This is a genomic window from Janthinobacterium sp. GW823-FHT06H09 (assembly GCF_058794735.1).
This window is the reverse complement of record NZ_JBXAHC010000002.1, coordinates 94024-116007: the sequence shown is the minus strand read 5'-3', so window position 1 is coordinate 116007 and position 21984 is coordinate 94024. Positions and strand designations below refer to the sequence as shown.

At 63.3% G+C, this 21984-nt stretch carries 23 protein-coding genes; 14 read left to right on the top strand and 9 right to left on the bottom strand.

Going from position 1 to position 21984, the window contains the following annotated elements:
* Window positions 1-285: 285 nt before the first annotated feature.
* Complete coding sequence (locus AC1Q6X_RS03115; protein WP_492495028.1) at window positions 286-1533, bottom strand: PepSY-associated TM helix domain-containing protein; 1248 nt, start codon at window positions 1531-1533, stop codon at window positions 286-288.
* A gap of 238 nt (window positions 1534-1771) precedes the next feature.
* On the opposite strand from AC1Q6X_RS03115, the gene AC1Q6X_RS03110 reads away from it, so the two are divergent.
* The 6 genes from AC1Q6X_RS03110 (at window position 1772) to AC1Q6X_RS03085 (ending at window position 6895) form a co-directional block, all read left to right on the top strand.
* The gene (locus tag AC1Q6X_RS03110; protein WP_492495026.1) at window positions 1772-2602 is read left to right on the top strand and encodes an alpha/beta fold hydrolase; all 831 of its coding nucleotides are present in this window, start codon (window positions 1772-1774) and stop codon (window positions 2600-2602) included.
* Between the two features lie 11 nt (window positions 2603-2613).
* Complete coding sequence (locus tag AC1Q6X_RS03105; RefSeq protein ID WP_492495025.1) at window positions 2614-4149, top strand: hybrid sensor histidine kinase/response regulator; 1536 nt, start codon at window positions 2614-2616, stop codon at window positions 4147-4149.
* Between the two features lie 7 nt (window positions 4150-4156).
* A complete protein-coding gene (locus AC1Q6X_RS03100) occupies window positions 4157-5110 on the top strand; it encodes a hypothetical protein (protein ID WP_492495023.1) in 954 nt (317 codons plus the stop codon).
* 72 nt (window positions 5111-5182) lie between these two features.
* A complete protein-coding gene (locus tag AC1Q6X_RS03095) occupies window positions 5183-5704 on the top strand; it encodes a hypothetical protein (RefSeq protein ID WP_492495021.1) in 522 nt (173 codons plus the stop codon).
* A 68-nt stretch (window positions 5705-5772) separates the two neighbouring features.
* Window positions 5773-5997 carry a hypothetical protein gene (locus AC1Q6X_RS03090; RefSeq protein ID WP_409026433.1) on the top strand — a complete coding sequence of 75 codons (225 nt, stop codon included), beginning with the start codon at window positions 5773-5775 and terminating at the stop codon, window positions 5995-5997.
* A gap of 199 nt (window positions 5998-6196) precedes the next feature.
* Window positions 6197-6895, top strand: coding sequence for an aspartate/glutamate racemase family protein (locus AC1Q6X_RS03085; RefSeq protein WP_492495019.1), 699 nt, complete (start codon window positions 6197-6199; stop codon window positions 6893-6895).
* 51 nt (window positions 6896-6946) lie between these two features.
* Here AC1Q6X_RS03085 and AC1Q6X_RS03080 read toward each other — a convergent pair whose 3' ends face one another.
* From AC1Q6X_RS03080 to AC1Q6X_RS03070, 3 genes are all read right to left on the bottom strand, one after another.
* Window positions 6947-8164: an MFS transporter gene (locus AC1Q6X_RS03080; RefSeq protein WP_492495017.1), complete on the bottom strand. Its 1218-nt coding sequence runs from the start codon at window positions 8162-8164 to the stop codon at window positions 6947-6949.
* A gap of 294 nt (window positions 8165-8458) precedes the next feature.
* Complete coding sequence (locus tag AC1Q6X_RS03075) at window positions 8459-8875, bottom strand: SRPBCC family protein (RefSeq protein ID WP_492495015.1); 417 nt, start codon at window positions 8873-8875, stop codon at window positions 8459-8461.
* A 19-nt stretch (window positions 8876-8894) separates the two neighbouring features.
* Window positions 8895-9911, bottom strand: a complete 1017-nt coding sequence (locus tag AC1Q6X_RS03070; protein ID WP_492495013.1) for an aldo/keto reductase — start codon at window positions 9909-9911, stop codon at window positions 8895-8897.
* A gap of 103 nt (window positions 9912-10014) precedes the next feature.
* On the opposite strand from AC1Q6X_RS03070, the gene AC1Q6X_RS03065 reads away from it, so the two are divergent.
* Together AC1Q6X_RS03065 and AC1Q6X_RS03060 are read left to right on the top strand one after the other, a co-directional pair.
* On the top strand, window positions 10015-10938 hold the full coding sequence (locus tag AC1Q6X_RS03065; protein WP_070288207.1) for a LysR family transcriptional regulator: 924 nt from the start codon (window positions 10015-10017) through the stop codon (window positions 10936-10938).
* Window positions 10939-10968: 30 nt separating this feature from the next.
* On the top strand, window positions 10969-11427 hold the full coding sequence (locus AC1Q6X_RS03060) for a DUF421 domain-containing protein (protein WP_070218644.1): 459 nt from the start codon (window positions 10969-10971) through the stop codon (window positions 11425-11427).
* 19 nt (window positions 11428-11446) lie between these two features.
* On the opposite strand, the gene AC1Q6X_RS03055 is transcribed toward AC1Q6X_RS03060, so the two are convergent.
* The 3 genes from AC1Q6X_RS03055 to AC1Q6X_RS03045 all read right to left on the bottom strand — a co-directional run bounded on the left by AC1Q6X_RS03055 (window position 11447) and on the right by AC1Q6X_RS03045 (window position 13017).
* The gene (locus AC1Q6X_RS03055) at window positions 11447-11920 is read right to left on the bottom strand and encodes a DUF6328 family protein (protein WP_492495010.1); all 474 of its coding nucleotides are present in this window, start codon (window positions 11918-11920) and stop codon (window positions 11447-11449) included.
* A gap of 73 nt (window positions 11921-11993) precedes the next feature.
* The gene (locus AC1Q6X_RS03050) at window positions 11994-12701 is read right to left on the bottom strand and encodes a hypothetical protein (protein ID WP_492495008.1); all 708 of its coding nucleotides are present in this window, start codon (window positions 12699-12701) and stop codon (window positions 11994-11996) included.
* A 103-nt stretch (window positions 12702-12804) separates the two neighbouring features.
* Window positions 12805-13017, bottom strand: coding sequence for a hypothetical protein (locus AC1Q6X_RS03045; RefSeq protein WP_034751103.1), 213 nt, complete (start codon window positions 13015-13017; stop codon window positions 12805-12807).
* Window positions 13018-13234: 217 nt separating this feature from the next.
* On the opposite strand from AC1Q6X_RS03045, the gene AC1Q6X_RS03040 reads away from it, so the two are divergent.
* On the top strand, window positions 13235-13699 hold the full coding sequence (locus AC1Q6X_RS03040; protein ID WP_306798511.1) for a YidB family protein: 465 nt from the start codon (window positions 13235-13237) through the stop codon (window positions 13697-13699).
* A 165-nt stretch (window positions 13700-13864) separates the two neighbouring features.
* On the opposite strand, the gene AC1Q6X_RS03035 is transcribed toward AC1Q6X_RS03040, so the two are convergent.
* Complete coding sequence (locus AC1Q6X_RS03035) at window positions 13865-14890, bottom strand: LacI family DNA-binding transcriptional regulator (RefSeq protein WP_230505994.1); 1026 nt, start codon at window positions 14888-14890, stop codon at window positions 13865-13867.
* Between the two features lie 445 nt (window positions 14891-15335).
* Between AC1Q6X_RS03035 and AC1Q6X_RS03030 the strand changes: the two genes are divergently transcribed.
* From AC1Q6X_RS03030 to AC1Q6X_RS03010, 5 genes are all read left to right on the top strand, one after another.
* Complete coding sequence (locus tag AC1Q6X_RS03030) at window positions 15336-16586, top strand: Hsp70 family protein (RefSeq protein WP_070218648.1); 1251 nt, start codon at window positions 15336-15338, stop codon at window positions 16584-16586.
* A gap of 119 nt (window positions 16587-16705) precedes the next feature.
* Window positions 16706-17335: a 3'-5' exonuclease gene (locus AC1Q6X_RS03025; RefSeq protein WP_492495005.1), complete on the top strand. Its 630-nt coding sequence runs from the start codon at window positions 16706-16708 to the stop codon at window positions 17333-17335.
* A gap of 176 nt (window positions 17336-17511) precedes the next feature.
* Entirely contained in the window at window positions 17512-18900 is a 1389-nt protein-coding gene (locus AC1Q6X_RS03020) for a tetratricopeptide repeat protein (protein ID WP_492495003.1), read from the top strand.
* Between the two features lie 101 nt (window positions 18901-19001).
* Window positions 19002-19478: a DUF4262 domain-containing protein gene (locus tag AC1Q6X_RS03015; protein ID WP_492495001.1), complete on the top strand. Its 477-nt coding sequence runs from the start codon at window positions 19002-19004 to the stop codon at window positions 19476-19478.
* The gene (locus AC1Q6X_RS03010; protein WP_492494999.1) at window positions 19475-19918 is read left to right on the top strand and encodes a DUF6386 family protein; all 444 of its coding nucleotides are present in this window, start codon (window positions 19475-19477) and stop codon (window positions 19916-19918) included. Before AC1Q6X_RS03015 ends, AC1Q6X_RS03010 begins: the two co-directional genes overlap by 4 nt.
* A gap of 18 nt (window positions 19919-19936) precedes the next feature.
* Here AC1Q6X_RS03010 and AC1Q6X_RS03005 read toward each other — a convergent pair whose 3' ends face one another.
* Window positions 19937-21724: a GGDEF domain-containing protein gene (locus AC1Q6X_RS03005; RefSeq protein ID WP_121669317.1), complete on the bottom strand. Its 1788-nt coding sequence runs from the start codon at window positions 21722-21724 to the stop codon at window positions 19937-19939.
* Between the last annotated feature and the right edge of the window lie 260 nt (window positions 21725-21984).

Genomic DNA, 21984 nt, shown 5'->3' with positions numbered 1-21984 from the left:
GCTGGCGCGGGATGCAGGCGCAGCGCGATGGCATAGATGCAATCGAGTTGCAATAATAGACGGCACGTCATACTAATGCAAGTAAACTGCATTTGAGGGTTTGGGATGGCTGGCGCACGGCAAGCGCGCAGCGCAGACGGCCGGCATGTGCCGGCGACTGTGGTGCAAAGTGCGGAGGTGCGAGGGGCGTTGCGCGTTGCGCATGATCGTGCCGGTGGCAATGCGTGCGGCGCAGGCTGAGTCAGTCCGCCTGCGCCCTTATGAAGTGGCTACTTGAGGTGGGTGTCAGCGGCTTTTCGCCTGCAGCCGGCGTGCGCGGCGCTTTCTTTCCCAGATGACGATGCCCGTCGCGGACAGCATGGCGACCATCAGCCCCATGCAGGACATCAAAATACGCCCCGGCAAGCCGAGGATGCGGCCCGAGTGCAGGGGGAATTGCAGTTGCACGAAGACGTCGGCGGCCGTGCCTTCCCATGGCTTGTGCTGGCCGATGATGCTGCCGTCCATGCCGTCGACGTACAGGTTCGACAAGCCCATGCCGGCCGTGCCGAATTCATCGGCCGGGTCGAAGAACGAGACGTTGTAGAACGAATAATTGCCGCCATAATAAATGCCGCCGATGGGCGCCGTGATGCCGCGCTGCACGGCCTGCTTTTTCGCAATGTCCACCGCCTGCTCGAAGCCGATGACGGGCGTGATGTAGCTGCCGTACGGCGCCGGCGTCTGCGTTTCATACGGTCCCGGCGTGGTGGTGGAGACGAGCGACATGACGGGGTAAAACACTTCGCGGTACAGGTTCAGCGAGAACGACGTGAACGCGACGACGATGATGACGCCCCACACCCACAGGCCGCCCGCGCGGTGCAGATCGAAATTGAGCTTGTAGCCGCCGGCCGCCCAGCGCACCACCCACGACGGTTTCCACCGCTGCCACCAGCTGGCGGCGTCGCGGTGGCGCGGCGCCTCGTCCGGGGCGCGCTGGCGCAAACGGCGCGGCGTGGTCAGATAGAACGCCACCATGCTGTCGAGCAGCCAGATGAGGGCCACGCTCCCCATCAGCCAGTAACCCCAGCGGTCCGTGCCCCAGAAGGCGGGCACGTGCAGGCTGTAGTGCAGATGGCGCAAGAACGGCATCAGGCTGCGGCGCGACAGGGAAATGGCCGTCGAATCGCGCGTGCCCGTGATCTGCGCCGTGACGGGGTCGATGTAAACGGTGTTGTAGTCGAGCACGAACGGTTTGCCCGTGGCCGTATCGGTCAGCGGGCGCACCATGAAGGCGGCCGCATGGCCTTCTTCCAGGCCCAGGGTCATGTAATTGACTTCCACGCGCGAATCGGCGGCCGCCACCTTGTGCGCCAGCGCGAACGGCGCCTGCAGGGGGCCGCGGCCCGGGGTGTCCATGATGTCGGCGTTGAGCCATTCATCGAGTTCATGGTCCCACGAGGTGACGGCGCCCGTGAGTCCCGCGACGATGAGGAAGAGGGCGATGGTCAGGCCGGCCCAGCGGTGTATGACAGTCCAGAAAGCGCGCATGCGGTACAAACCTTCAACATGAAACCGGCTTGTTGCCGCCAGCGGGCGCCAGAGCGGCGCACAGGAAAACGCCAGGCACACGCCTGGTAGTTTGATAATGGGAATCGTTCTCATTATCCATCGCGACGTGGCGTTTGTCCAGCGCCAATGGTGTTGCCCAAGGTCAAATCGCGCATGTTAAGATGCTAGCAATAAATTAATTTACATTCCACATGGAAATATCCAAGGCTGAAGCGGCATGCGTATAGAAGATCGGAACAATGTCCGCGTAAGCGAACGCAGCGGTGCATCGCAGGCGGGCGCGGCAGCCACCATGGTATTCATGCACGGTTTTGGCTGCGACCAGACCATGTGGCGCTACCTGGAGCCGCTGTTCCGTCCCCGCTACCGCACGGTGCTGTTCGATCTGGTCGGCAGCGGCGCTTCGGATCTGGGCGCCTATGATTTCGATCGCTATGCGCGGCTCGACGCGCATGGCGCCGATTTGTGCCAGATCATCCATGCCGTCGGCGGCGGCCCCGTCATTTGCGTGGGCCATTCCGTCAGCGCCATGAGCGCCTTGCTGGCCAGCATCGCCGAGCCGGAGCTGTTCGCCGCGCAAGTCATGCTGGCGCCGTCGCCGTGCTATGTCGACGATGCGGCGGCCGGCTATCGGGGCGGCTTCAGCCGTGCCGATATCGACGACTTGCTCGATGCCATGGACAGCAATTACCTGGGCTGGTCCGCCGGCATGGCGCCGGCCATCATGGGTGCACCCGGCCAGCCGGCGCTGGGCGAGGACCTGGCAAGCAGCTTTTGCCGCACCGACCCCGCCATCGCCCGGCATTTCGCGCAAGCCACGTTTTTGTCCGATCACCGCGCCAGCTTGCCGCACAACCGCACGCCGGCCCTGATCGTGCAATGCAGCGACGACTTCATCGCGCCGCCGCCCGTGGGCGTGTACTTGCGCGAAACGCTGCCGCACAGCAGCCTGCACGTGGTCGAGAATATAGGCCATTGCCCGCACATGAGCGTGCCCGATGCCAGCTACCACGCCATCCGCCACTTTCTCGACGGCCTGCACCTGTAATGCGGGACGCGATGCCTTCCTTGCCTGATACCAGTACCTTGTTCCAGCACGCGGCCTGCGGCTTGTTGCTGTGCACGGCCGACGGGACCATCGTGCAGGCGAACGCCACCTTTTGCGGCTGGCTCGGTTATGGCGCCGGGGAATTGCTCGGGAAAAAGAAACTGCAGGACTTGCTGACCATCGGCGGGCGCGTGTTCCATCAGACGCACTGGCTGCCGCTGATGCAGGTGCAGGGCAGCGTGTCGGAAATCCTGCTCGACATGCGCCAGCGCCACGGGCAATCCATCCCCATGCTGTTCAACGCCGTGCGGCGCGTGCACGAGGGCGTGCGTTATGACGAGATCGCCGTCTTTGTCGCCAGCGACCGCCGCAAATACGAGCAGCAGCTGCAGTTGGCGCGCAAGGAAGCAGGCGAGCTCAACGAACAACTGGCGGCCGCCGACCGGCGCAAGGACGAGTTCCTGGCGACCCTGGCGCACGAGTTGCGCAATCCGCTGGCGCCGATCCGCAACGTGCTGGAAGTGCTGCGCCTGGCGCAGCTGGACGATCCGCAGCTGCGCTGGGCCCGCGACGTGCTGGGGCGGCAAGTGGGGCACATGACGCACCTGGTCGACGATCTGATGGAAGTGTCGCGCATCACGCGGGGGCGCCTGGAATTGCGCCGCGCCAGCGTGGAGCTGGCGCCCGTGGTGGAAGCGGCCCTGCACAGCGTGGCGGAGCTGGCGGCGCAGTCGGGCCACAAGGTGCACGTGGAGCAATGGCCGCAGCCGATCTGGCTCGACGCCGACGCCACGCGCCTGGGGCAGATGATCGCCAACCTGCTGACCAACGCCGTCAAGTACACGCCCGCCAACGGCGTCATCGGGCTGGAAGTGGCTTGCACGGAAAGCGACGTGCACATTACCGTGCGCGATTCGGGCATCGGCATTGCGCCCGAGCACCTGGACACCGTCTTCGACATGTTTTCGCAGCTGGAGCCGGCCCTGTCGCGCGCGCAGGGCGGCCTGGGCATCGGCTTGTCGCTTGTGCGGGGCCTGGCCGAATTGCATGGCGGCAGCATCAGTGCGCGCAGCGACGGCGTGGGGCAGGGCAGCACGTTCGAACTGCGCCTGCCGCTGCCCGCCGTGCCCCTGCAGGCGCCGCCCGAGCCCAACCGACGCTTGCTGGCCGGCACGCGCGAGGGCAAGGTGCTGGTCATCGACGACAGCGCTGACGCAGCCGAAAGCCTGGCGCTAGCGCTCGACATCCTCGGTTATGAGGTGCGCACGGCTTACGATGGCGCGGCCGGCATGGCGGCCGCGCAAACTTTTATGCCGCAAGTGATATTGCTCGACATCGGCCTGCCGCACATGAACGGCTATGACGTGGCGCGCCTGCTGCGTTCCCAGCCGTGCGGGCAACATGCCATCCTCGTGGCCGTCACGGGCTGGGGCCAGGACAAGGATCGCCAGATGGCGTCCGACGCGGGCTTCGATCTGCACCTGACCAAGCCCGTAGATTTTTATGAGCTTGATGCGGTGCTGCAAAAGATGCTGCAGGCGCAGTGAGGGACATATGCTGTGTCAACAATCATCGCGCAGCGTGATCCAGGAAGAATGGCATCTGCTTGACTTACTGGATGGCGCCCGCGCGCTGCACGATGCCTTGCTCGATTATGCAGGCGATGGCGTGTATGCCGACCTGCTCCTTCCCTGGTTGCGCGACAATCCGCAGGTACTGGGCTGGCTGCGTTCATTTGCGCAAAGGCAAGGAAATCCTGTTCCGCCGGCAAGCAAAGAGGAATTGTGGGTACTCCACGCGTTCAGCCGCATAGGCCAGCTGCTGGTCTTGCCCTTGCAACAGGGGCGCGGCAATGGCGAAGGCTGGGCCGGACCACCGCTGTCGCTCGCCCAGTATGAGGCTTTCGTCGAGGCGCTGGGCATGACGGTGCTGCGCCCAGCGCAATTTTCGCCTTTTTATCACGAGATAGTCGAGCTGCAGCCCGCTGGGTCTGCACATGCGCGCGCCGCGATCTTGGCGTGGAGATGGCCGTGCGTGATGCTCGGCAACATGCTGTTTTCGCGTGGCGGCGTCGATGTCTGCGCTGGCAAGACAATTTTCAAGCCCGGCATCGCCGACGCATCGACGCTGTACTGGGCTGACCGCCGCAAGGGACGCCCTGTCAACGACCTGTCGCATGGATGGGGTGCTAATTCGCAATGGCGCACGTCTTTCCGCCGCGACTATGTCGTCGGCGATACGCGATTTTACAATGTGGATGGCAAGTATGATCTGGCCACGAAAGGGGCCGATACGGCAGATGACGGCCGGTTTCCGGTGCTGACCCTGGCGGAAAGAATTGAGCTGCTGACGCAGCGATGCCTGGTCAGCAGCACGAAGGCCCATGATGAGCTGTGGCCCTATGACGACTGCTGGCGCGATTCGGCAGACAACGGCGGCGTGCGGGAGCGGTGGCCGCGCTGGCTGTCAGCCTTGCTCGGCAGCGGCAAGCGGGGAACAAATGCGTGAAACCGCGATACGGGATGCAAGCGAACTCCACCCGGTGTCGGCATGACAATCACCGGTATTGAATGGAAAAACATGGAACAACTGACAGAATTGGAAATCGCCTTTTTTCAACTGCACATGGGTTTTGGTCCGGCGGACCGCTGTGTCGACTGGGCCGTGGAGCGTTTGCGCCTGGATGAGGAAGGCGACGACCTCGAGGTCGTGCTGCTGGCCAGCGCCCGCGGCCGCGATGAGGTGCTGCCCCTGGGCGAGGCCATCATCGAGCGCTACCGGGGTGTGCAGCGTCTTAGTGACCAGTTTCTGGCGGGAAAATTCATCGTCGAATTGCGCGCCGCTTATCTGGCGGGCAGGGAAAGCGTGTCGTCGCTCGACGCCATCCTGACACGCCTGTACCCGGCGCTTCGCTATCCCGACTGGCTGGTCATGCTGAGCCGCAATTGCGAGTATGCGACGGATGTGCCCGAATTTGAGCAGCCGTTCGAGGATGAATTCCGCTACATCGCCAGCCTGTGGGCGCAGGCGGAGAGCCTGGCCGCGTTTGAGGGCGAATACAGCCGCGCGACGTCGGACCGGCATGATGTGGGCTGTGCTTGAGAAGGGGCATCTGACTGTACTATGAAAAAAATCGATATTTTTGTCTGTTCCGAAGCCGAGATGCGCGCATGTGCCAGCTGGCAGGATGCTTTCGATTCTTTCCCGTCACCGGCATCACCTTGCCCGGCGAACTGGATTTTGTGTCGCTGGGGCAATTGCTGACGTTCTCGACGGTGCCTGCCATCCGGCATGTGCCTTTTCCGGGCCGCGAGCTGTACATGTTCAGCGCTGCGATTGCGCAGGCGTTTGAGCGGATGGCGGCCGACGATCTGGCCGATATCGCGGTGGCATAGGAGCAGACCGCGCCATGGGCCGGGCTGGAGGTCAATCCCGTCGATCTGGCAGGATTCCTGATGGAGTTGAAAGCGAACTGGCATCGATCCGCCACACCGGATAAAGCCTTGTTCCTGTGGCTGGACGCCTGATGGGCAGAACATGGCTGGCGATGGCCGCCGTATAATTTTCGCAATCATTTTGCGGGGAATAAGGTACATGCAAAACAAGACGATAGGACTCATCGGCGGCATCGGCTGGGCTTCTACCCTGGAATATTATCGCTTGCTCAATGAAATGCTGGTGGCGCGCATCGGCCCCGCGCACAGCGCGCGCATCATGCTGGTCAGCATCGACCAGGCCGATTTCGTCGCGCACGCGGCGCAGCCCGATTCCCGCGCCATCGAGCAATTTCTCGTCGCTGAAGGGCAACGCCTGCAAGGCATGGGCGCGGATTTCTTCCTGCTGTGCGCAAACGGCGCCCACCGTTTCGCCCCGGCCGTCGTGCCACGCATCGGCTTGCCTTTTATCAGCATCGTCGAGGAAACGGCGAAGCGGGTGCGGGAGTCGGGTGTGCGCAAGGTCGGCTTGCTGGGCGTCAAGCAGACCATGGCGGGCCGCTTTTATCACGATGCGCTGGAGCCGCAGGGCATCGCGACGGTGACGCCCGATGCGGCCGACCAGGAAATCCTGCACGACATTATCTATACGGAACTGGTGCAGAATATCTTTACCGACGCCAGCCGGAACATCTTCCTGGACATCATCGGGAAACTGCGGCGGCAAGGCGCGCAGGGCGTGATTTTGGGCTGCACGGAGATTCCGCTGCTGATCCAGCCCGGCGATATCGACTTGCCGCTATTTAATACCACAGTCATTCATTGCGAGGCGGCGGTGGCGTTTGCCGTCGAAGACTAGCCGCTTGCATGTGCGCGGCGCCCGCAGGGGGCTGCCGCTCATTTCACACCATCAAGCCGGCTGCACACCGCCCACATTCCGGCTGCGATTTTCCACCAGCACGGAAATGCCGAGCACGACGATGCCGCCGCAGGCCAGCATGGCGCCGACCCAGCCCGTCGAGCGCAGGCCCATGCCCATGGCGATGGCGATGCCGCCGGCCCAGGCACCCAGGGCGTTGGCGATGTTGAAGGCGGAATGGTTGAGCGCGGCGGCCACGGTTTGCGCGTCGCCGGCCACGTCCATCAGGCGCGTCTGCACGGCCGGGGCGACGGCGATGCCGGCGCCGATGGCGAACAGGTTGATCGCCGTCAACCAGACATTGCTGCTGGTATAAGTAAACGCGGCCAGGGCGGCCACGTTCCACAGCAGCACGCCGAAGATCGTCCACAGGCGTGAGCGGTCGGCCAGCCAGCCGCCGATCAGATTACCCACCGTCATGCCCACGCCGATGATGGCCAGCAGGATCGAGATGACGAGGGGCGACACTTTCGTGATTTCCAGCAAGGTTGGCGTAATAAACGTGTAGACGGCGAACATGCCGCCGAAGCCGATCGCCACCATCAACAGGGTCAGCCACACTTGCAGGCGGCGGAACACGCCCAGTTCGCGGCGCGGGCTGGAATCGCCGGCGGCGACCATCGGCACGAAGATGCGCACCATCAGCATGGTCAGCAAACCCAGCGCGGCGACCAGCAAAAAGGCCGAGCGCCAGCCCAGGGTCTGGCCGATATAGGTGGCCAGCGGCACGCCGAAGATATTTGCGACCGTGAGGCCCATCAGCACGCGGGCAACGGCCTGGCCGCGCCGGTCCGGTTCGGCCAGCGCGGCCGCCACCAAGGCTGCCACGCCGAAATACGCGCCATGCGGGATGCCGGCGACGAAGCGGGCGACGACCAGCAAGCCGTAGTTGGGGGCGATGGCGCTGAGCAGGTTGCCGCCGGCGAACATCAGCATCAAACAGATCAGCATCAGGCGACGCGGCATGCGCGCCAGGAAGATGGTGATTAATGGCGCGCCGATGACCACGCCCAGCGCGTAGGCGCTGATCATGTGACTCATCTGGGGCAAGGTCGTGCTCAGGTCGTCGGCCACCACGGGAAGGATGCTCATGGAGGCGAATTCGCCCGTGCCGATGGCGAGGCCGCCGATGGCCAGGGCCAGGTCGGCATAGCCGGCGCCAAAAGGCGCGGTGACGCGCGGAATCAATGGGTCTACGGAGGCGTGCATGTTCTTGTTGTTTGGGTAAAGAATGACAGGGTGGAGAGGTGCGCGGTGGCCCGGCCGGAAGTGGCAATGCGCCACCAGAGTCGACGGCTGGCCGGTATTTTCGGGCGATGAGAACTGCCCAAAGACAACATTGTAAAAGATTCGGGCAAGCTCTGCTGGGCGGCGGCTAAAATCTGCTGCACTGCACACAACAGCGATGGCGCTTGTTGTTAACGATAACACGGAATGGGCGCGATTCCGCCACAGGGCAGGCGAAGAAAACCTGGCTGTGGCGGAAATGGTCTTCCCGGCTTGTTACTTCGCCAAGGATTGCTGCAGCGCTTCCAGTCCCGCCACGTAGATGCCGTGGAACAAGTCGGTTACTTCCTGCTCGCTCGCGCCCACGGGCGTGAAGCGGCCGGACCAGGTGACCCGCGCGCCAGCGCCGCCTGCCAGGGGTTCGACTTGCAGGGTAGACAGATAATCGCTGGCGGGAAATGGCGCTTGCAGGATCGAATAGCTGTAGCTGCGCGCCGTGTTGTCATACGTTTCCAGCTGCTCGACGATGACGTCGCCTGCCGGGGTGGCCAGGTGGCGGATGCGGCCCCCGCCGCTCAAGGTGCTGTTGGGAATGTAGGGCAGCCAGTCGGGCAGCGAGTCGAAGCCGCCGATCAGTTGCCAGACCTTTTCCGGTGTGGCGGCGATGTCGATGGAGGTGGTGGTGTGGGCCATGGTGCGTTCCTTGTATCTATTAGTTGGAGCCGGTTGGCAGCGGAGCATTGGCGGCTACCAGCTGTTCGGCGCGCATGTCGTGCCAGAACGCGGCGGGGATGACGCTGTGCAATGCTTGCTGATCTTCGGCCAGGCGTTCGGGACGGCTGGCGCCGGGGATCACGGCGGCCACGGCCGGATTGGCCAAGGAAAACTGCAGGGCCGCGGCCTTCACGCTGACGCCGTGGCGCGCGGCAATCGCCTTGATGCGTTCCACTTTGGCGATGATGGCGGGCGAAGCTTTCTGGTACTCAAAATGTGCGCCGCCGGCCAGGATGCCCGAGCTGTAGGGGCCGCCCACGACGATGTCGACGTTCTGGCTTGCCGCGGCCGGCATCAGCCGCTGCAGCGCCCGTTCATGGTCGAGCAGGGTGTAGCGCCCGGCCAGCAGGAAGGCATCGGGCTGCGCTTCGCTTAAATCGAGGGTCAGTTCCAGCGGTTCCACCTTGTTCACGCCCACGCCCCAGGCCTTGATGACGCCTTCTTCGCGCAAGCGGGTCAGCACGCGGAAGGCGCCCGTGCGGGCAATCTCGAATTGCGCCAGCCAGTTGTCGCCATGGAAGTCTTGCGCAATGTCATGCACCCAGACGATGTCGAGGCGGTCCGTGTCCAGGCGTTTCAGGCTGTCTTCGATCGAGCGCAGGGTGGCGTCGGCTGAATAGTCGTCGACGATTTTGTTCTTGCGGCCGAATTCGAACAAGCCGCCTTTTTCGCCCAGTTCGCGGGCCGCCGGGTCTTCCAGCTCGTCGAGGATGAGGCGCCCGACCTTGGTGCTGAGCACGTAATCGTCGCGGCGGCGCTGCTTCAGGGCGGCGCCCAGGCGCAGCTCGGCCAGGCCGGCGCCGTAGAACGGGGCCGTATCGAAATAGCGGATGCCCGATTCCCAGGCGGCGTCAACGGTGGCCAGCGCTTCTGCTTCGGGAATGTTGCGGAACATATTGCCCAGCGGCGCCGTGCCGAAACCCAGTTTGCCTGTCAGTAAGTGTTTGATCGTCATGGTGTTTTTCCTTCAATCAGTGAGTCAGTGAGGACAGAATAGCTGGACAAGTTAAGCTTGTCCAAGACATAATTGGCGTAACTTGAGTCCTGAAAGGTCTGACATGTTGGACATACGCCAATTGCAATATTTCATCGCCGTCGCCGAGGAAGAACATGTGGGACGGGCCGCCGAGCGCCTGCATATTTCCCAATCGCCGCTGAGCCGGCAAATCGCCCAGCTCGAAGAGAAGCTGGGCCTGACCTTGTTCGAGCGCAGCGCCCAGCGCATCCGCCTGACGCGCGACGGCCATACCTTCCTGGCCGAAGCGCGCGCTTTTATTACCCACGGGAACCGGCTGGAAGCGCTGGCCAAGCGCCTGGGGCGCGGGGATGAAGGGGGCTTGTGCATCGGCTACATCGAAAACGCCATGCATGCGGGCGTCTTGCCGGACGGCTTGCGCACCTTGCGCGCCACGCGGCCGCAAGTGCACGTCGCCCTGTATAACCTGCATTCGGCCGAGCAGATCGAGGGCTTGCGCCAGCGCAGCCTCGACATCGCCTTGCTGTGCGAACCGCCGTTGCCGAACGACCCGGACCTCGATTGCGCGCAGGTGCTGAGCGACCCCATGCTGCTGGCAATGCCGGAAACGCATCCACTGGCAGGCAAGGCCGAGCTGACCCCGACCGACCTGGCGGGCCAGGAGTGGATTGCCGTGCTGCACAAGGAAAGCGTGCTGAAACACGATAACTTCATCGCCGCCTGCGCGCGCGCCGGCTTTACGCCCGATATCCGCATGGAAGCAACGGAGCCGCTGACGGCGCTGGGTCTGGTGGCGGCGGGCCTGGGCATGGCCATGATCCAGCACAGCCTGCGCCAGCACGCGCCGGCCGGCGTCGTCGTGCGCGAGCTGCCGTGGTTCAGCTACCGCACGCCATTGTGGCTGGCCTGGCACAAGGTGAATTTGCGCCCGCTGGTGGGGATCTTCCGTGCAACCTTGCTGGAACAAGCCAGCGGTGTGGCCATGGCGGGGCAAAAAGACGTATAAATAAGGCAATCATCTGTCGGGAGGATTGCCATGTTCGATCTGGAGGTGCCGGTGTGGGAACTGGTGGTGCGCGCCGTCATCGTCTACCTTGCCTTGCTGCTGATGGTGCGCATGACGGGCAAGCGGACGGTGGGGCAATTCACGCCGTTCGACTTGCTGGTGGTCATGTTACTGAGCGAAGCCGTATCGAATGCCTTGTCCGGTGGCGACGATTCCGTTCCCGCCGGCCTGGTGCTGGCCTTGACCCTGATCTGCCTCAACATGCTGATTGCGTGGATCACCTCGCGCAGCCGCAAGCTCGCCGAGCTGGTCGATGGCACGCCCGTGCTGCTGGGCCGCGATGGCGTGATTTTCGATGATGTCGTCAAGAAATGCAGGGTGGCGGGCGGCGATGTCGAGCAAGCGCTGCGCGAGGCCGATTGTCCCTTGCCGGACATGAAATGCGCGTTCCTGGAAGCGGACGGCAAGATCACCATTCTGCAAAAATAGCTGCGGCGGCCAGCCACGCCTATATTTTCTTGCTGCGTTTTAAGTGCAGGGGCAGCAGCCACCACATACAGACGATCAGCGTGCCCATCAGGATGCTGGCGACGATGCCGGGCATGTGGCCAAAGACTTCCGACATCACCAGATTGGTGCCCAGAATAAACGCCAGCGCGAGCGAAAAGGCGCCGCACATCATGATGCGGTCGGCCACGCGCTTGAAGCGTTCGCGGTCTTGCAGGGGGCGCATCACGCGGTGCTGGATGGCCGGGGCGCTGAGCAGTACCAGACTGGTCATGGAGAGGAAAAACGTCAGCAGGAAGACGACCTTTTCCGTCTGCACGATCTTCGCGAAGCCGCCATTGAAGGGCAGGATGATGAGAAAGGCCGTCAGCATCTGCGCGCCCGGCAAGAGGATGCGCAATTCGCTGAGCAGGTCGGACAGGTCGCCGTCGTCGCTTGGCTGGTCATCGTCTTGCTGCTGTCGCGCGTGTGGCATGGGGTGGTCCTTGAGGTAGTGATGGGACCAGTCTACGCGCAGGCGCCCGCGCTGACTGTGGGCGCGCGCACCTTCAGAAGCAATGCGCGATGTGTTGGCGCAAGCGCCACAGCGGTGTCGAGACGATGGCCGTTGCGCTGTGCGAGGCGTCATGGCCGCAATGGCCGCAGCTGTGGCGGCGGTGCGGCGCCCGCGCGAAGCTGCCCAGGTCCAGGTGCGGATGGCCGCAGCGGGCGCAGTCGCTGCAGTCCAGCGGCGTGCCTGCCTGCAAGGCGGCGGTGTAGGCTTGCGCGGCGGGCGGCGTGAGGTTCAGCTGGACGATGTCGGGCGGGAACAGGCCAGGCAGGGCGCGGCAATCGATGGCCAGCGCGGCCGCGTCGCGCGCCAGCAGGCTGCCGCCGTCATTGGCCAGCGCGCGCAGTTGCAGCAAGCCATCGGGGGCTAGGCGCAAGGTGGTGGCGTGAAAGCGGCCGGGGTCGAACAGTTCCGGATACAGCACATAGCCCATGGGGCTGGCGTGCTGGCGGCAGCGCATCTGCCGCGTCGCCTGCCAGTCGGCCAGGTCGGCCTTGGCGCCCCAGTAGCACTGGTGCGTGCGGCACCAGTGGCGCGCCGCGCCATTGCGAAATTTTCCAGCCGACAGCAGGTCGCACAGCACGATGGCATCGCAGCCCGCGCCGGCGCGAAAGTGCCCGGTGATGTGCTGCGTGGTGACGGCGAGATGGCCCGTGCTCGCTTGCAGGGGCCAGCAGATGCCGGGCAGGGTCAGCGGCGTGGGCAAGCGCGCCTCCGCGCGGCGACCGGCTTGCCAGCCGCCATGGCGTAAAAAAGCCCGCCGGCTGGGGCGGGCCGTGCTGACGGGAATGCCTGCGGCATGGCCCGGTTTATTCTTCCGTATCGGCCAGGGTGACGATGGCGCGCGCCCACTTCGAGTATTTCAAGTTCGCCAGATCGCGCACGGTCTTGATATTGAACGCCTGCTTGAGCAGTTCCGCATCCTTCTCGCTCACGCCTTGCAGCGCATCGACGGGGGCATCGGCAATTTCCTTGAACGTCTTTTTTTCGTAGGCTTTGTCTACCGCTTTATTGATGTTCATGTGTTGATACTCCTCAGTAAGTAGGAAAATTAATTCTACACGGTTTTGTAACTCGTCAATTTACGCTTGCATGTTGTGCCGAACTAAATATGATGGAGGTGGGTGAGGCTGCGGCCGAGCCTGGTTTTGTTCCGCCTGTTAAATTGTAATTATAGCATTTGAATTATGTATAGTATAATTGTTGCGTGTGTCGGCGACTATGCGCCGGCCTTACCGGATGCCGCTGTATGCGGCACCAATTGACAGCGTTCAGGAGAATACGATGAGTTTGCTAGATCAACTTGCAGGACAGGCGATGAGCGCTTTGGGCAACAAGGGTGCGGACGGCGAAGCCTCGTCGGGACTGATGGCCAGCGTGATGGACCTGGTCAACCAGCATGGCGGCTTGCCCGGCCTGCTGCAGAAATTCCAGGAAAGCGGCCTGGGCGACCAAGTGGCCAGCTGGATCGGCACCGGCGCCAATGCGCCCGTCTCCGGCGATCAGATCAAGGATGCGCTGGGCGCCGACACGATCACCGAGATCGCTGCAAAAGCGGGCGTCGCCCCGGACGCGGCCTCGGGCGGCCTGGCCGCCTTGCTGCCCCAGCTGATCGACAAGCTGACGCCGAACGGTCAAGTACCTGAAGGCAATGACCTGGTCAGCCAGGGCTTGAATATGCTCAAGGGCAAGATCTTCGGTTGAGCAGCCGATGCCACAACAAAAAACCTCGCAGCGATGCGAGGTTTTTTTATGTGCAAGGTTTTGTGTGCGAACTATGAACGTCTGAAAAACGCCCAGGGCTAGGCGCCGCCCCGAAGACAGTACGCGAGTACGGCGAGGGGCAGGCAACAACGCCATGGGCGTTTTTCAGGCGGCGGCCATCATGCCGAAGTGGGGAGGCGCGCCGGTCAGCCTGGCCGTACTCCCTTCCACCAGATACGAACAATAGCGGCGCCGCTCGGCGATGCCGCCGCGCCGTTCCATCAGCTCGCCCAGCATGGCGACGGCGTCGGCGGCCATCTTTTGCACGGGCTGGCGCAGGGTGGTGATGTCGTAGCTGAGCCAGCCCGATGCTTCCAGCGCGTCGAAGCCGGCCACTGACATTTGCAGCGGCACCTGGATGCCCATCTGGTGGCGTGCCGTGTCCAGGCAGCCGATGGCCATGATGTCGTTGCCGCAAATGACGGCGTCCGGCACGCGTCCCAGGCGGTCGATGACTTTGCGCAAGCCATGACCGCCGCTGGCGTAATCGTAGTTGCCGCTGACGACGATGGGCGCGGGCAAGCCCAGTGTGAACAGCCGGTCCAGCACGCCGGTCTTGCGCTCCTGCGCGACGGCCGAGTCGCCGGGGCCGTCGATGACGGCGAACTGGCGGTGGCCCGCCTCGGCCAGGCGCGAGACGAGCAGGCGCGCCGCTTCGCCCTGGTCGCACAGCACCGCGTGCACGGCGTGTTCGCGCGGGCTGCGGTTGAACAGCACCAGCGGCACGTCGCGCCGGCCGAATTCGGCCATCTGCTCGTCCGACAGGCAGGCGGCCACGACGGCGCCATCGACCTGGTATTGCCACACGTCGCTCAAGACCTTGCCGATGTCCGCTTCGCGCTCCAGGGTAAACAGCAATAAACGCTTGCCCTGGCGGGCGATTTGCTGGCTCAGGTCGGACAACACTTGCGGATAGTACAGATTGGCCAGGTTGGAAATGATGACGGCCACCAGATTCGAGCGCCGCGTGATCAGGCTGCGCGCGGCCGCGTTGGGAATGTAGTCGAGGCTGATGGCCGCCTGCATGACCTTGGCATGCGTGGCGGGCGAGACGCTGGCGCCCGGCTTGAAGCAGCGCGACACGGCCGATTGCGACACGCCGGCCAGCAGGGCCACGTCATACGAGGTCACGCGCCGTCCGGCGCCGGATATGGCGCGGGCAGTGGTGCCGGGTGTCCGGGCGACAGTATTCTTTTTTCGCATATTGGTCTGGCAAGCAACCTGTCTCAAAGTATTCCTGCAGGCCCGGCCGCTTGTGGCGGCCTGGGCGGGAAAAATGAGCATAGCGAAAATATTTCCATGTGGCAAGACTGTTTTCTTATCCATGTTGCAAATAATTTGATTGAATGGCAAGTGGTATGCATGCCCTTCCATGGTCATGGTCGCAGGGGCCGCTGCCATAGGGGCGGAGGCGTCCCGTCGGGTCCCGGCATCAATTTTCCAACAGGAGCTTTTGCGTGGGGCCCGTACCGAATGCAAAGCAAGCTTGGGATGTTCACCGGGCTGAACGGGTTTTTCTGGTGCAATGGCCTGCCTTCTGATAACATAACGCCCCTTTATTCAGGGAAGGGTCGACATGGCCAATGCTTGCGGCGTCGATTTCGGCACGTCAAATTCCACGGTAGGCTGGGCGCGTCCCGGGCAGAGCACCATGCTTGGCCTGGAAGATGGCAAGACGACCTTACCGTCCGTTGTCTTCTTCAATGCGGAAGACGAGGAAGTCAGTTTTGGCCGCGCGGCGCTGGCCGGCTATCTGGCCGGTTACGAGGGGCGTCTGATGCGCTCGCTGAAAAGCTTGCTGGGCACGAGCCTCATCGATGGCCAGACGGAAGTGGGTGGCCGCGCCTTGCCGTTCCGCATGTTGCTGGCGCAATTCATCGGCGAAGTGAAACGCCGTGCCGAGCAGTCCGCCGGCCGCGAATTCACGTCCGCCGTGTTCGGCCGTCCCGTCTTCTTTATCGACGATAATGCGCAGGCCGACCAGCTGGCGCAGGATACCCTGGCCGAAGTGGCCCGCTCCGTCGGTTTCAAGGACGTCGCCTTCCAGTTCGAGCCGATTGCCGCCGCCTTCGACTACGAGTCGCAAATCGACAAGGAAGAGCTGGTGCTGATCGCCGACATCGGCGGCGGCACTTCCGACTTTTCGCTCGTGCGCCTGTCGCCGGAACGGGCGAAAAAGATGGAACGGCGCGACGATATCCTCGCCACGGGCGGCGTGCACATCGGCGGCACGGACTTCGATAAATACCTGAGCCTGTCCTCCGTCATGCCCTTGCTCGGCTATGGCAGCCGCCTGCACAACAATAGCGAAGTGCCGTCCAGCTATTATTTCAACCTGGCAACCTGGCACACGATCAACCTGGCCTACACCAAGAAGATCTGGGTACAGCTGGCCGACGTGTGCCGCGATGCACGCGAGCAAGACAAAGTGAAACGGCTGCAAACGCTGATTGACGAGCGCGCCGGCCACTGGCTGGCCATGAAAGTGGAAGAGGGCAAGATCGCCCTGTCCGACGCGGCCGAAGTGCAGCTGGAGCTGGACCGTTTGTCGCCCGCGCAAAGCCTGTTGCTCAAACGTGCGCAATTCGACGACGCCATCGGTCACCTGTGCGGCTCCGTGGAAGAAACCGTGCTGCGGCTGCTGCGCGACGCGGGCGTGGCGCCGGACGCCGTCGACACCGTGTTCTTCACGGGCGGCTCGAGCGGCGTGCGCTTGTTGCGCGAAAAGATCGCCGCCCTGGTGCCGGCCGCGCGCAAGGTCGAGGGCGATCTGTTCGGCAGCATCGGTGCGGGCCTCGCGCTGGACGCGGTACGTAAATTTGGTTGATAAAATGTGCATGGCGGCGTTGCCGCGTCTTGCCGTACTAGTGTACTGTCTGCGACGCGGCGCCTTGCCCTGCGCATTTTATCGATACACCCACTGTTGCACCCACGAAAGAGCGCCCCATGCATGTGTTTGACAAACCGATCGTCATGATCGACTTCGAGACGACCGGCTTGTCGCCCGACATGGGCGACCGCATCACGGAAGTGGCGGCCTTGCGCATCGAGGGCGGGCGGATCACGGACCGCTATGTGACCTTAATCAATTGCAATGCGCGCATTCCCGCGTTCATTACGGGCTTGACGGGCATCACGCAGGCCATGGTGGACAAGGCGCCGCCCGTGGCCGAGGTGGTGCCGCAATTGCTGGATTTTATCGGCAGCGACGCCTTGTCGGCGCACAATGCCAGCTTCGATGAAAAATTCCTGCGCGCCGAAAGCGCCAGGCTGAACCTGACGCCCGCGCACCAGTCGCTCTTGTGTTCCTTGAAACTGTCGCGCCGCATGTTTCCCGGCATGGCCAGCTACAAGCTGGGCTTGCTGTCGAGCCAGCTGGGTATCGCCTTCAAGAGCGCCGCCCATAGGGCCGAGTCCGATGCGGAAGTGGCGGCGCAAGTGCTGATCCATATCGGCCGCCACTTGCGCAGCAGCTACGGTATCGCCGATGTCGATGCCGACCTGCTGGTGTCGCTGAACAAGCTGGCCGCCGCCAAGGTGCCGCAATTCCTGCAAAAGCATCCATCGCGCCGCTGAGCGCCTTAGCCTGTCTAAGCAGGCTCATCAAAACGATATAATTTTGTTATTTCCTTTGAGCCTGCTCAAGTCCTTCCCCCGCATCGAATTTAAAATTTAAGCAACACACGATTTCGCCGCCCTGGGCCGCCGTTTTGCGCGTGCTGCCGGCAAGCGCAATGTGGATGGGGGCGCACATGGACAAGCACCATACTGCCAGAGATAGCCACGAAGCATATATCTGGTTCCGCACGGCTGCCGAGCAGGGCAATGCGTACGCCCAGTTCAATCTGGGATTGATGTACAAGAAGGGCGAAGGCGTGGCGCAGGACGATGCGCGCGCCTTTGTCTGGCTGCGCCTGGCCGCGCTGCAAGGGCTGGCTTTCGCGCAGAACCATCTGGGCGCCCTGTATTACCACGGCCGCGGCGTGGCGCAGAGCGATGCAGACGCCGTGCTGTGGTTTCGCCGCGCGGCTGCCCAGGGCGATGCCTCGGCCCAGCAAAACCTGGGGCAGATGTACCGCAAGGGGCGCGGCGTGCTGCAGAGCGACGAGCTGGCCCTGGCGTGGTTCTACCGCGCTTCCGAGCAGGGCGTGGCCAGTGCGCAATCCTTGCTGGGCGAAGCGTATGCGCAAGGCCTGGGAGCGAAAAAAAACGATGCGCTGGCCCTGGCCTGGTTCCGCAAGGCGGCCTTGCAGGGCGATGCCCAGGCGCAGCTGAACCTGGGGCTCGTCTACAAACGCGGGCAGGGCGTGGTGCAAAGCGATGCCCAGGCGCTGGCCTGGTTCCGCCAGGCCGCCGCCCAGGGCCTGGCCGTGGCGCAGCGGCAACTCGGCGTGGCATATGCGGAAGGGTTGGGCGTGGCGCCCGACCAGCTGCGCGCCTACGCCTGGCTGCAGCGGGCGGCCGAGCAGGATGACGCCGACGCCCAGTTCAACCTGGGCCTGATGCTGGCGCGTGGCCAGGGCGTGGACAAGGACGAGGCGCGCGCCGTCGTCTGGTACCGGCGTGCCGCCCTGCAAGGCCATTGCATGGCGCAATACAATCTGGGCGGCATGTTTGCGGGCGGGCGCGGCGTTGTCCGCGACTTGCGCCAGGCACTGGACTGGTATGCGAAGGCGGCGGCCCAAGGCGCGTCGAATGCGCAATTCAACTTGGGCGTGATGTATGCCAACGGCCAGGGCGTGGAGCGTGACGAGGTGTGCGCCGTGCGCTGGTACCGCACGGCTGCCGAGCAGGGCGACGCTAGCGCGCAAAATAACCTGGGCGTCATGTATGCGAATGGTCATGGCGTGCCGCAAGACGATGGCCTGGCCGTGCATTGGTATGCGCGCGCGGCGGGCCAGGGCCATGCGCTGGCGCAGTACAACCTGGGCGGCATGTACAACGGCGGGCGCGGCGTGGAGAAGGATCGCGTCTGCGGCTATATGTGGCTGGCGCTGGCGGCCGAGGGGGGCGATAGCGGGGCGGTCAGGGCCAGGGAAGCGGCTGCCACCAGGCTGGCGCCGGCGCAGCTGCAGGAGGCGCAGCAGCGCGTGCGGCAATGGCATCAGGTGCGCTCGCCGCCGTTGCCGCCGGTCGAATGACGCGCCGGCGCCGTGCGCGCAGCGATGCGCGCTGCATGCGATAATTGCCCAAGAGCATGCCGCGAAGGCGGCGCGGTTTTCGGCACAGTGAAAGGTGGAGCATGGTAAGGCAGGCAGGTGAGGATGCATCCGAGCAAAAAGTTATCGACGACATCGCCACGCATGGCTGGCATGGCGTCCATATCGGTCCCGATGAAGAGGGGCCCGGCTATGCGTTCACGATAGGCGCCGGCCACAGCTTCGGCCAGCCTGAATTGCTGATCATGGGCTTGCCGCGCGCCATGGCCCACCAGATACTCGACGTGGCGCTCGATGCCGTGCGCAGCGGCGCCATCACGGATTTCACGGCCACCACGGACGCCTTGCTCGAAGGCCATCCCTGCGCCTTCGTGCGCGTGCCCGTCGAGCAATACCGCAACTACGTCGGCTATGCGCGCTGGTATTACCAAGGCGATGATTTTACCTTGTACCAGATCGTCTGGCCGTCGCGTGATGGCCATTTTCCGTGGCAGGCGCAAGCGAGCGCGCAGTACTTGGAGAGCCAGCCCCTGCTGGGGCCGGCGCCGCTGGCTGCATGACGGCAGGCGCCTCCGTCCGCATTCTGACCGGCACGGCGACCTTGTGCGTGTTCGACCCGGCCGTCCTGCGCCACAAGCTCGACGATGACTGCGACTGGTGGAGCCTCCCCAGCGCGGAACTGGCGGCCGTGAATGCGGGGCAGGCGGTGTTTTTCAACGTGGGCGGCGACGGCGCGTATGACGTGGTTTTGCACGGGGAACTTGCCGAGCCGCATGCGAGCGTGCACCTGGCCATCGTCTCGGGCCGCGTCTTCATCGGCGCCGGGGAAGACGTCACGGGCGGCGGCCTGGAACCGGACACGGCATACGGCGGCCTGTTCGTGGACGTGCCCGTGGGCAGCTACCGCGTGCAGGCACGCCGCGATGGCGCGCGCATCAGCCTGGCATTCGTGCCCGATGCGCGCAGCAGCAATGCGTTTGCCGACCTCGTGCGTATTTGATGCGCCGTTGCACCTTTGCTAGGCGTCCATGCGGGCCACGGCCGCGCCTTGCCGCCGGTCCAGGAACAGGCTGTTGCCGTGGATTTTCTTCGCCTGTTTTTTCGCTTCCGCCGCCTGGGTGGCGATCTGATGGTGCGTGTAATACTGGTGCGCCTCGACCTTGATCGCGCCCAGCGACAGGCTGATCAAGGAATAAAACACTTTTTTGCCTTGCCGGTCTTCGCTGATGTAGCCGCCCCGTTCGCAGTCGCTGGTGCTGTAGTAGGCGGGGATGGCGGCCGCGAAGTCGTCCAGCATGGCCTGGCAGCGCGTTTCCCAGTCTTCGCTCTGGAACAAAATCATGAAATCGTCGCCGCCGATGTGGCCGATGAAGTCGCGGTTCGGGTCGCAATGGCTGCTGAGAATTTCTCCCGTCAGCTGGATCACGTCGTCGCCCTTGCGGTAGCCGTACACATCGTTGAAGGGCTTGAAGTGGTCGAGGTCGCAATAGCAGACCCAGAAGCGGCTGCCGCTGTGCAATAAGCGGTCGATATGTTCGTTGATGGGCACGTTGCCGGGCAGTTGCGTCAGCGGGTTGGCGTACCGGGCCGCATTGATCTGCATCTGCGTGATTTCGCGCATCAGGTCGTGCCCCGTGCCCATGCCCAGGTAGCGGCCGTGTTCGGTAATGATGAAGCCGTTGAACAGGTGGTGAGCATCAGACTGCACCATGGTGTAGCTGAGTTCCTGCAAGCTCGTCTCGTGGTCGGCGATCAGGGGCGTGGCATCCATGAACAGGCTGCATGATTTCTTGCCGTACAGTTCGCGCTGGTAGGGGCGGGCGAAGTGGTCGATCATTTCGAAGCGGCTGATCAGGCCCAGCGGCACGCCGTCGTCGACGACGGGGATGATCATCAACTTTGGTTCTTTCAGGAAAATGTCGTAGACCTCGTTATTATTGAACTGCGGCGAGACGGCCGCCACCTTGTTCAGCAGCTTGCGGATACTGGCGCCGTTCTTTTCCAGGCTGCTGCGTTGCGGATACACGGCCACGCCATTGCGCCCCAGCGCCTGCACCACTTCGGCGGGCAGCGCGCGCGCCGGCACCGCGTTGGGCCGGCCCAGGTGGTAGCCTTGCCCGAACGCCACGCCCAAGTCGCGCAAGACCAGCAATTCCGTCTGCGCCTCGATGCCTTCGGCGATCACCAGGGTGCCAGATTTTTCCGCGATTTCCTGGATCGAGCGCACGAATTGCAGTTTCACGGGGTCGTTGTTGATGCCCTGGATGAAATGCATGTCGATCTTCACGTATTCGGGCCGCAGTTCCGACCACAGGCGCAGGCTGGAAAAGCCTTCGCCCAGGTCGTCGATGGCGATCTGGAAACCCATGTTGCGGTAGTGCAGCACCGCTTCGCGCATCAGCTCGTAGTCATACGTGGGCTGGTTTTCCGTCAGTTCGATGATGACACGGTCCGGGTTGATGCCGATGTGCTCGATGTATTCGAGGGTTTCGCCATGGCGGGCATTGCGCAGCAGCAGGCATTCAGGACTGACATTGAGAAACAGTTTTCCTGGCAACTGCAGTTCGGCGAAGCGTTCGAGCACCACTTGCCGGCACAGGTGTTCCACTTCGAGGGTCAGGTCGTGCGCGCGCGCCACCTTGAACAGATTCATCGGCGCGTGCAGCGGGCTGTCGGACGGACCCCGTATCAAGCCTTCGTAGCCGATGATGTCGCCGCTGTGCATGTGGATGATGGGCTGGAACAGCGCGCTGAGCTTGCGGCCCGCCAGGATGTCGTGCAAGGCATCCGTCCCTTCGATGCTCATGCTGGCCGATGGGGGCTTCAGGTAAGCCACGTTCGATGGCGTCGCGGGGGCCGGCGCGGCGGTGGCGGAGGGGAGGGCGAGAGTGTACATAGGCGGACGTGGCGGCACGGCCTCTGGACGGGCCATGAACATGTTGCCGATAGTAAAGAAGATTTATGACAGCTTGATGAAACGACTTTGCTTTTGATAATGTTTCTTGTATGAACGTCAGTTTGCCGATTCTGCCGAAAGCGAGATTTATCATGGAAATCCATGTGAAT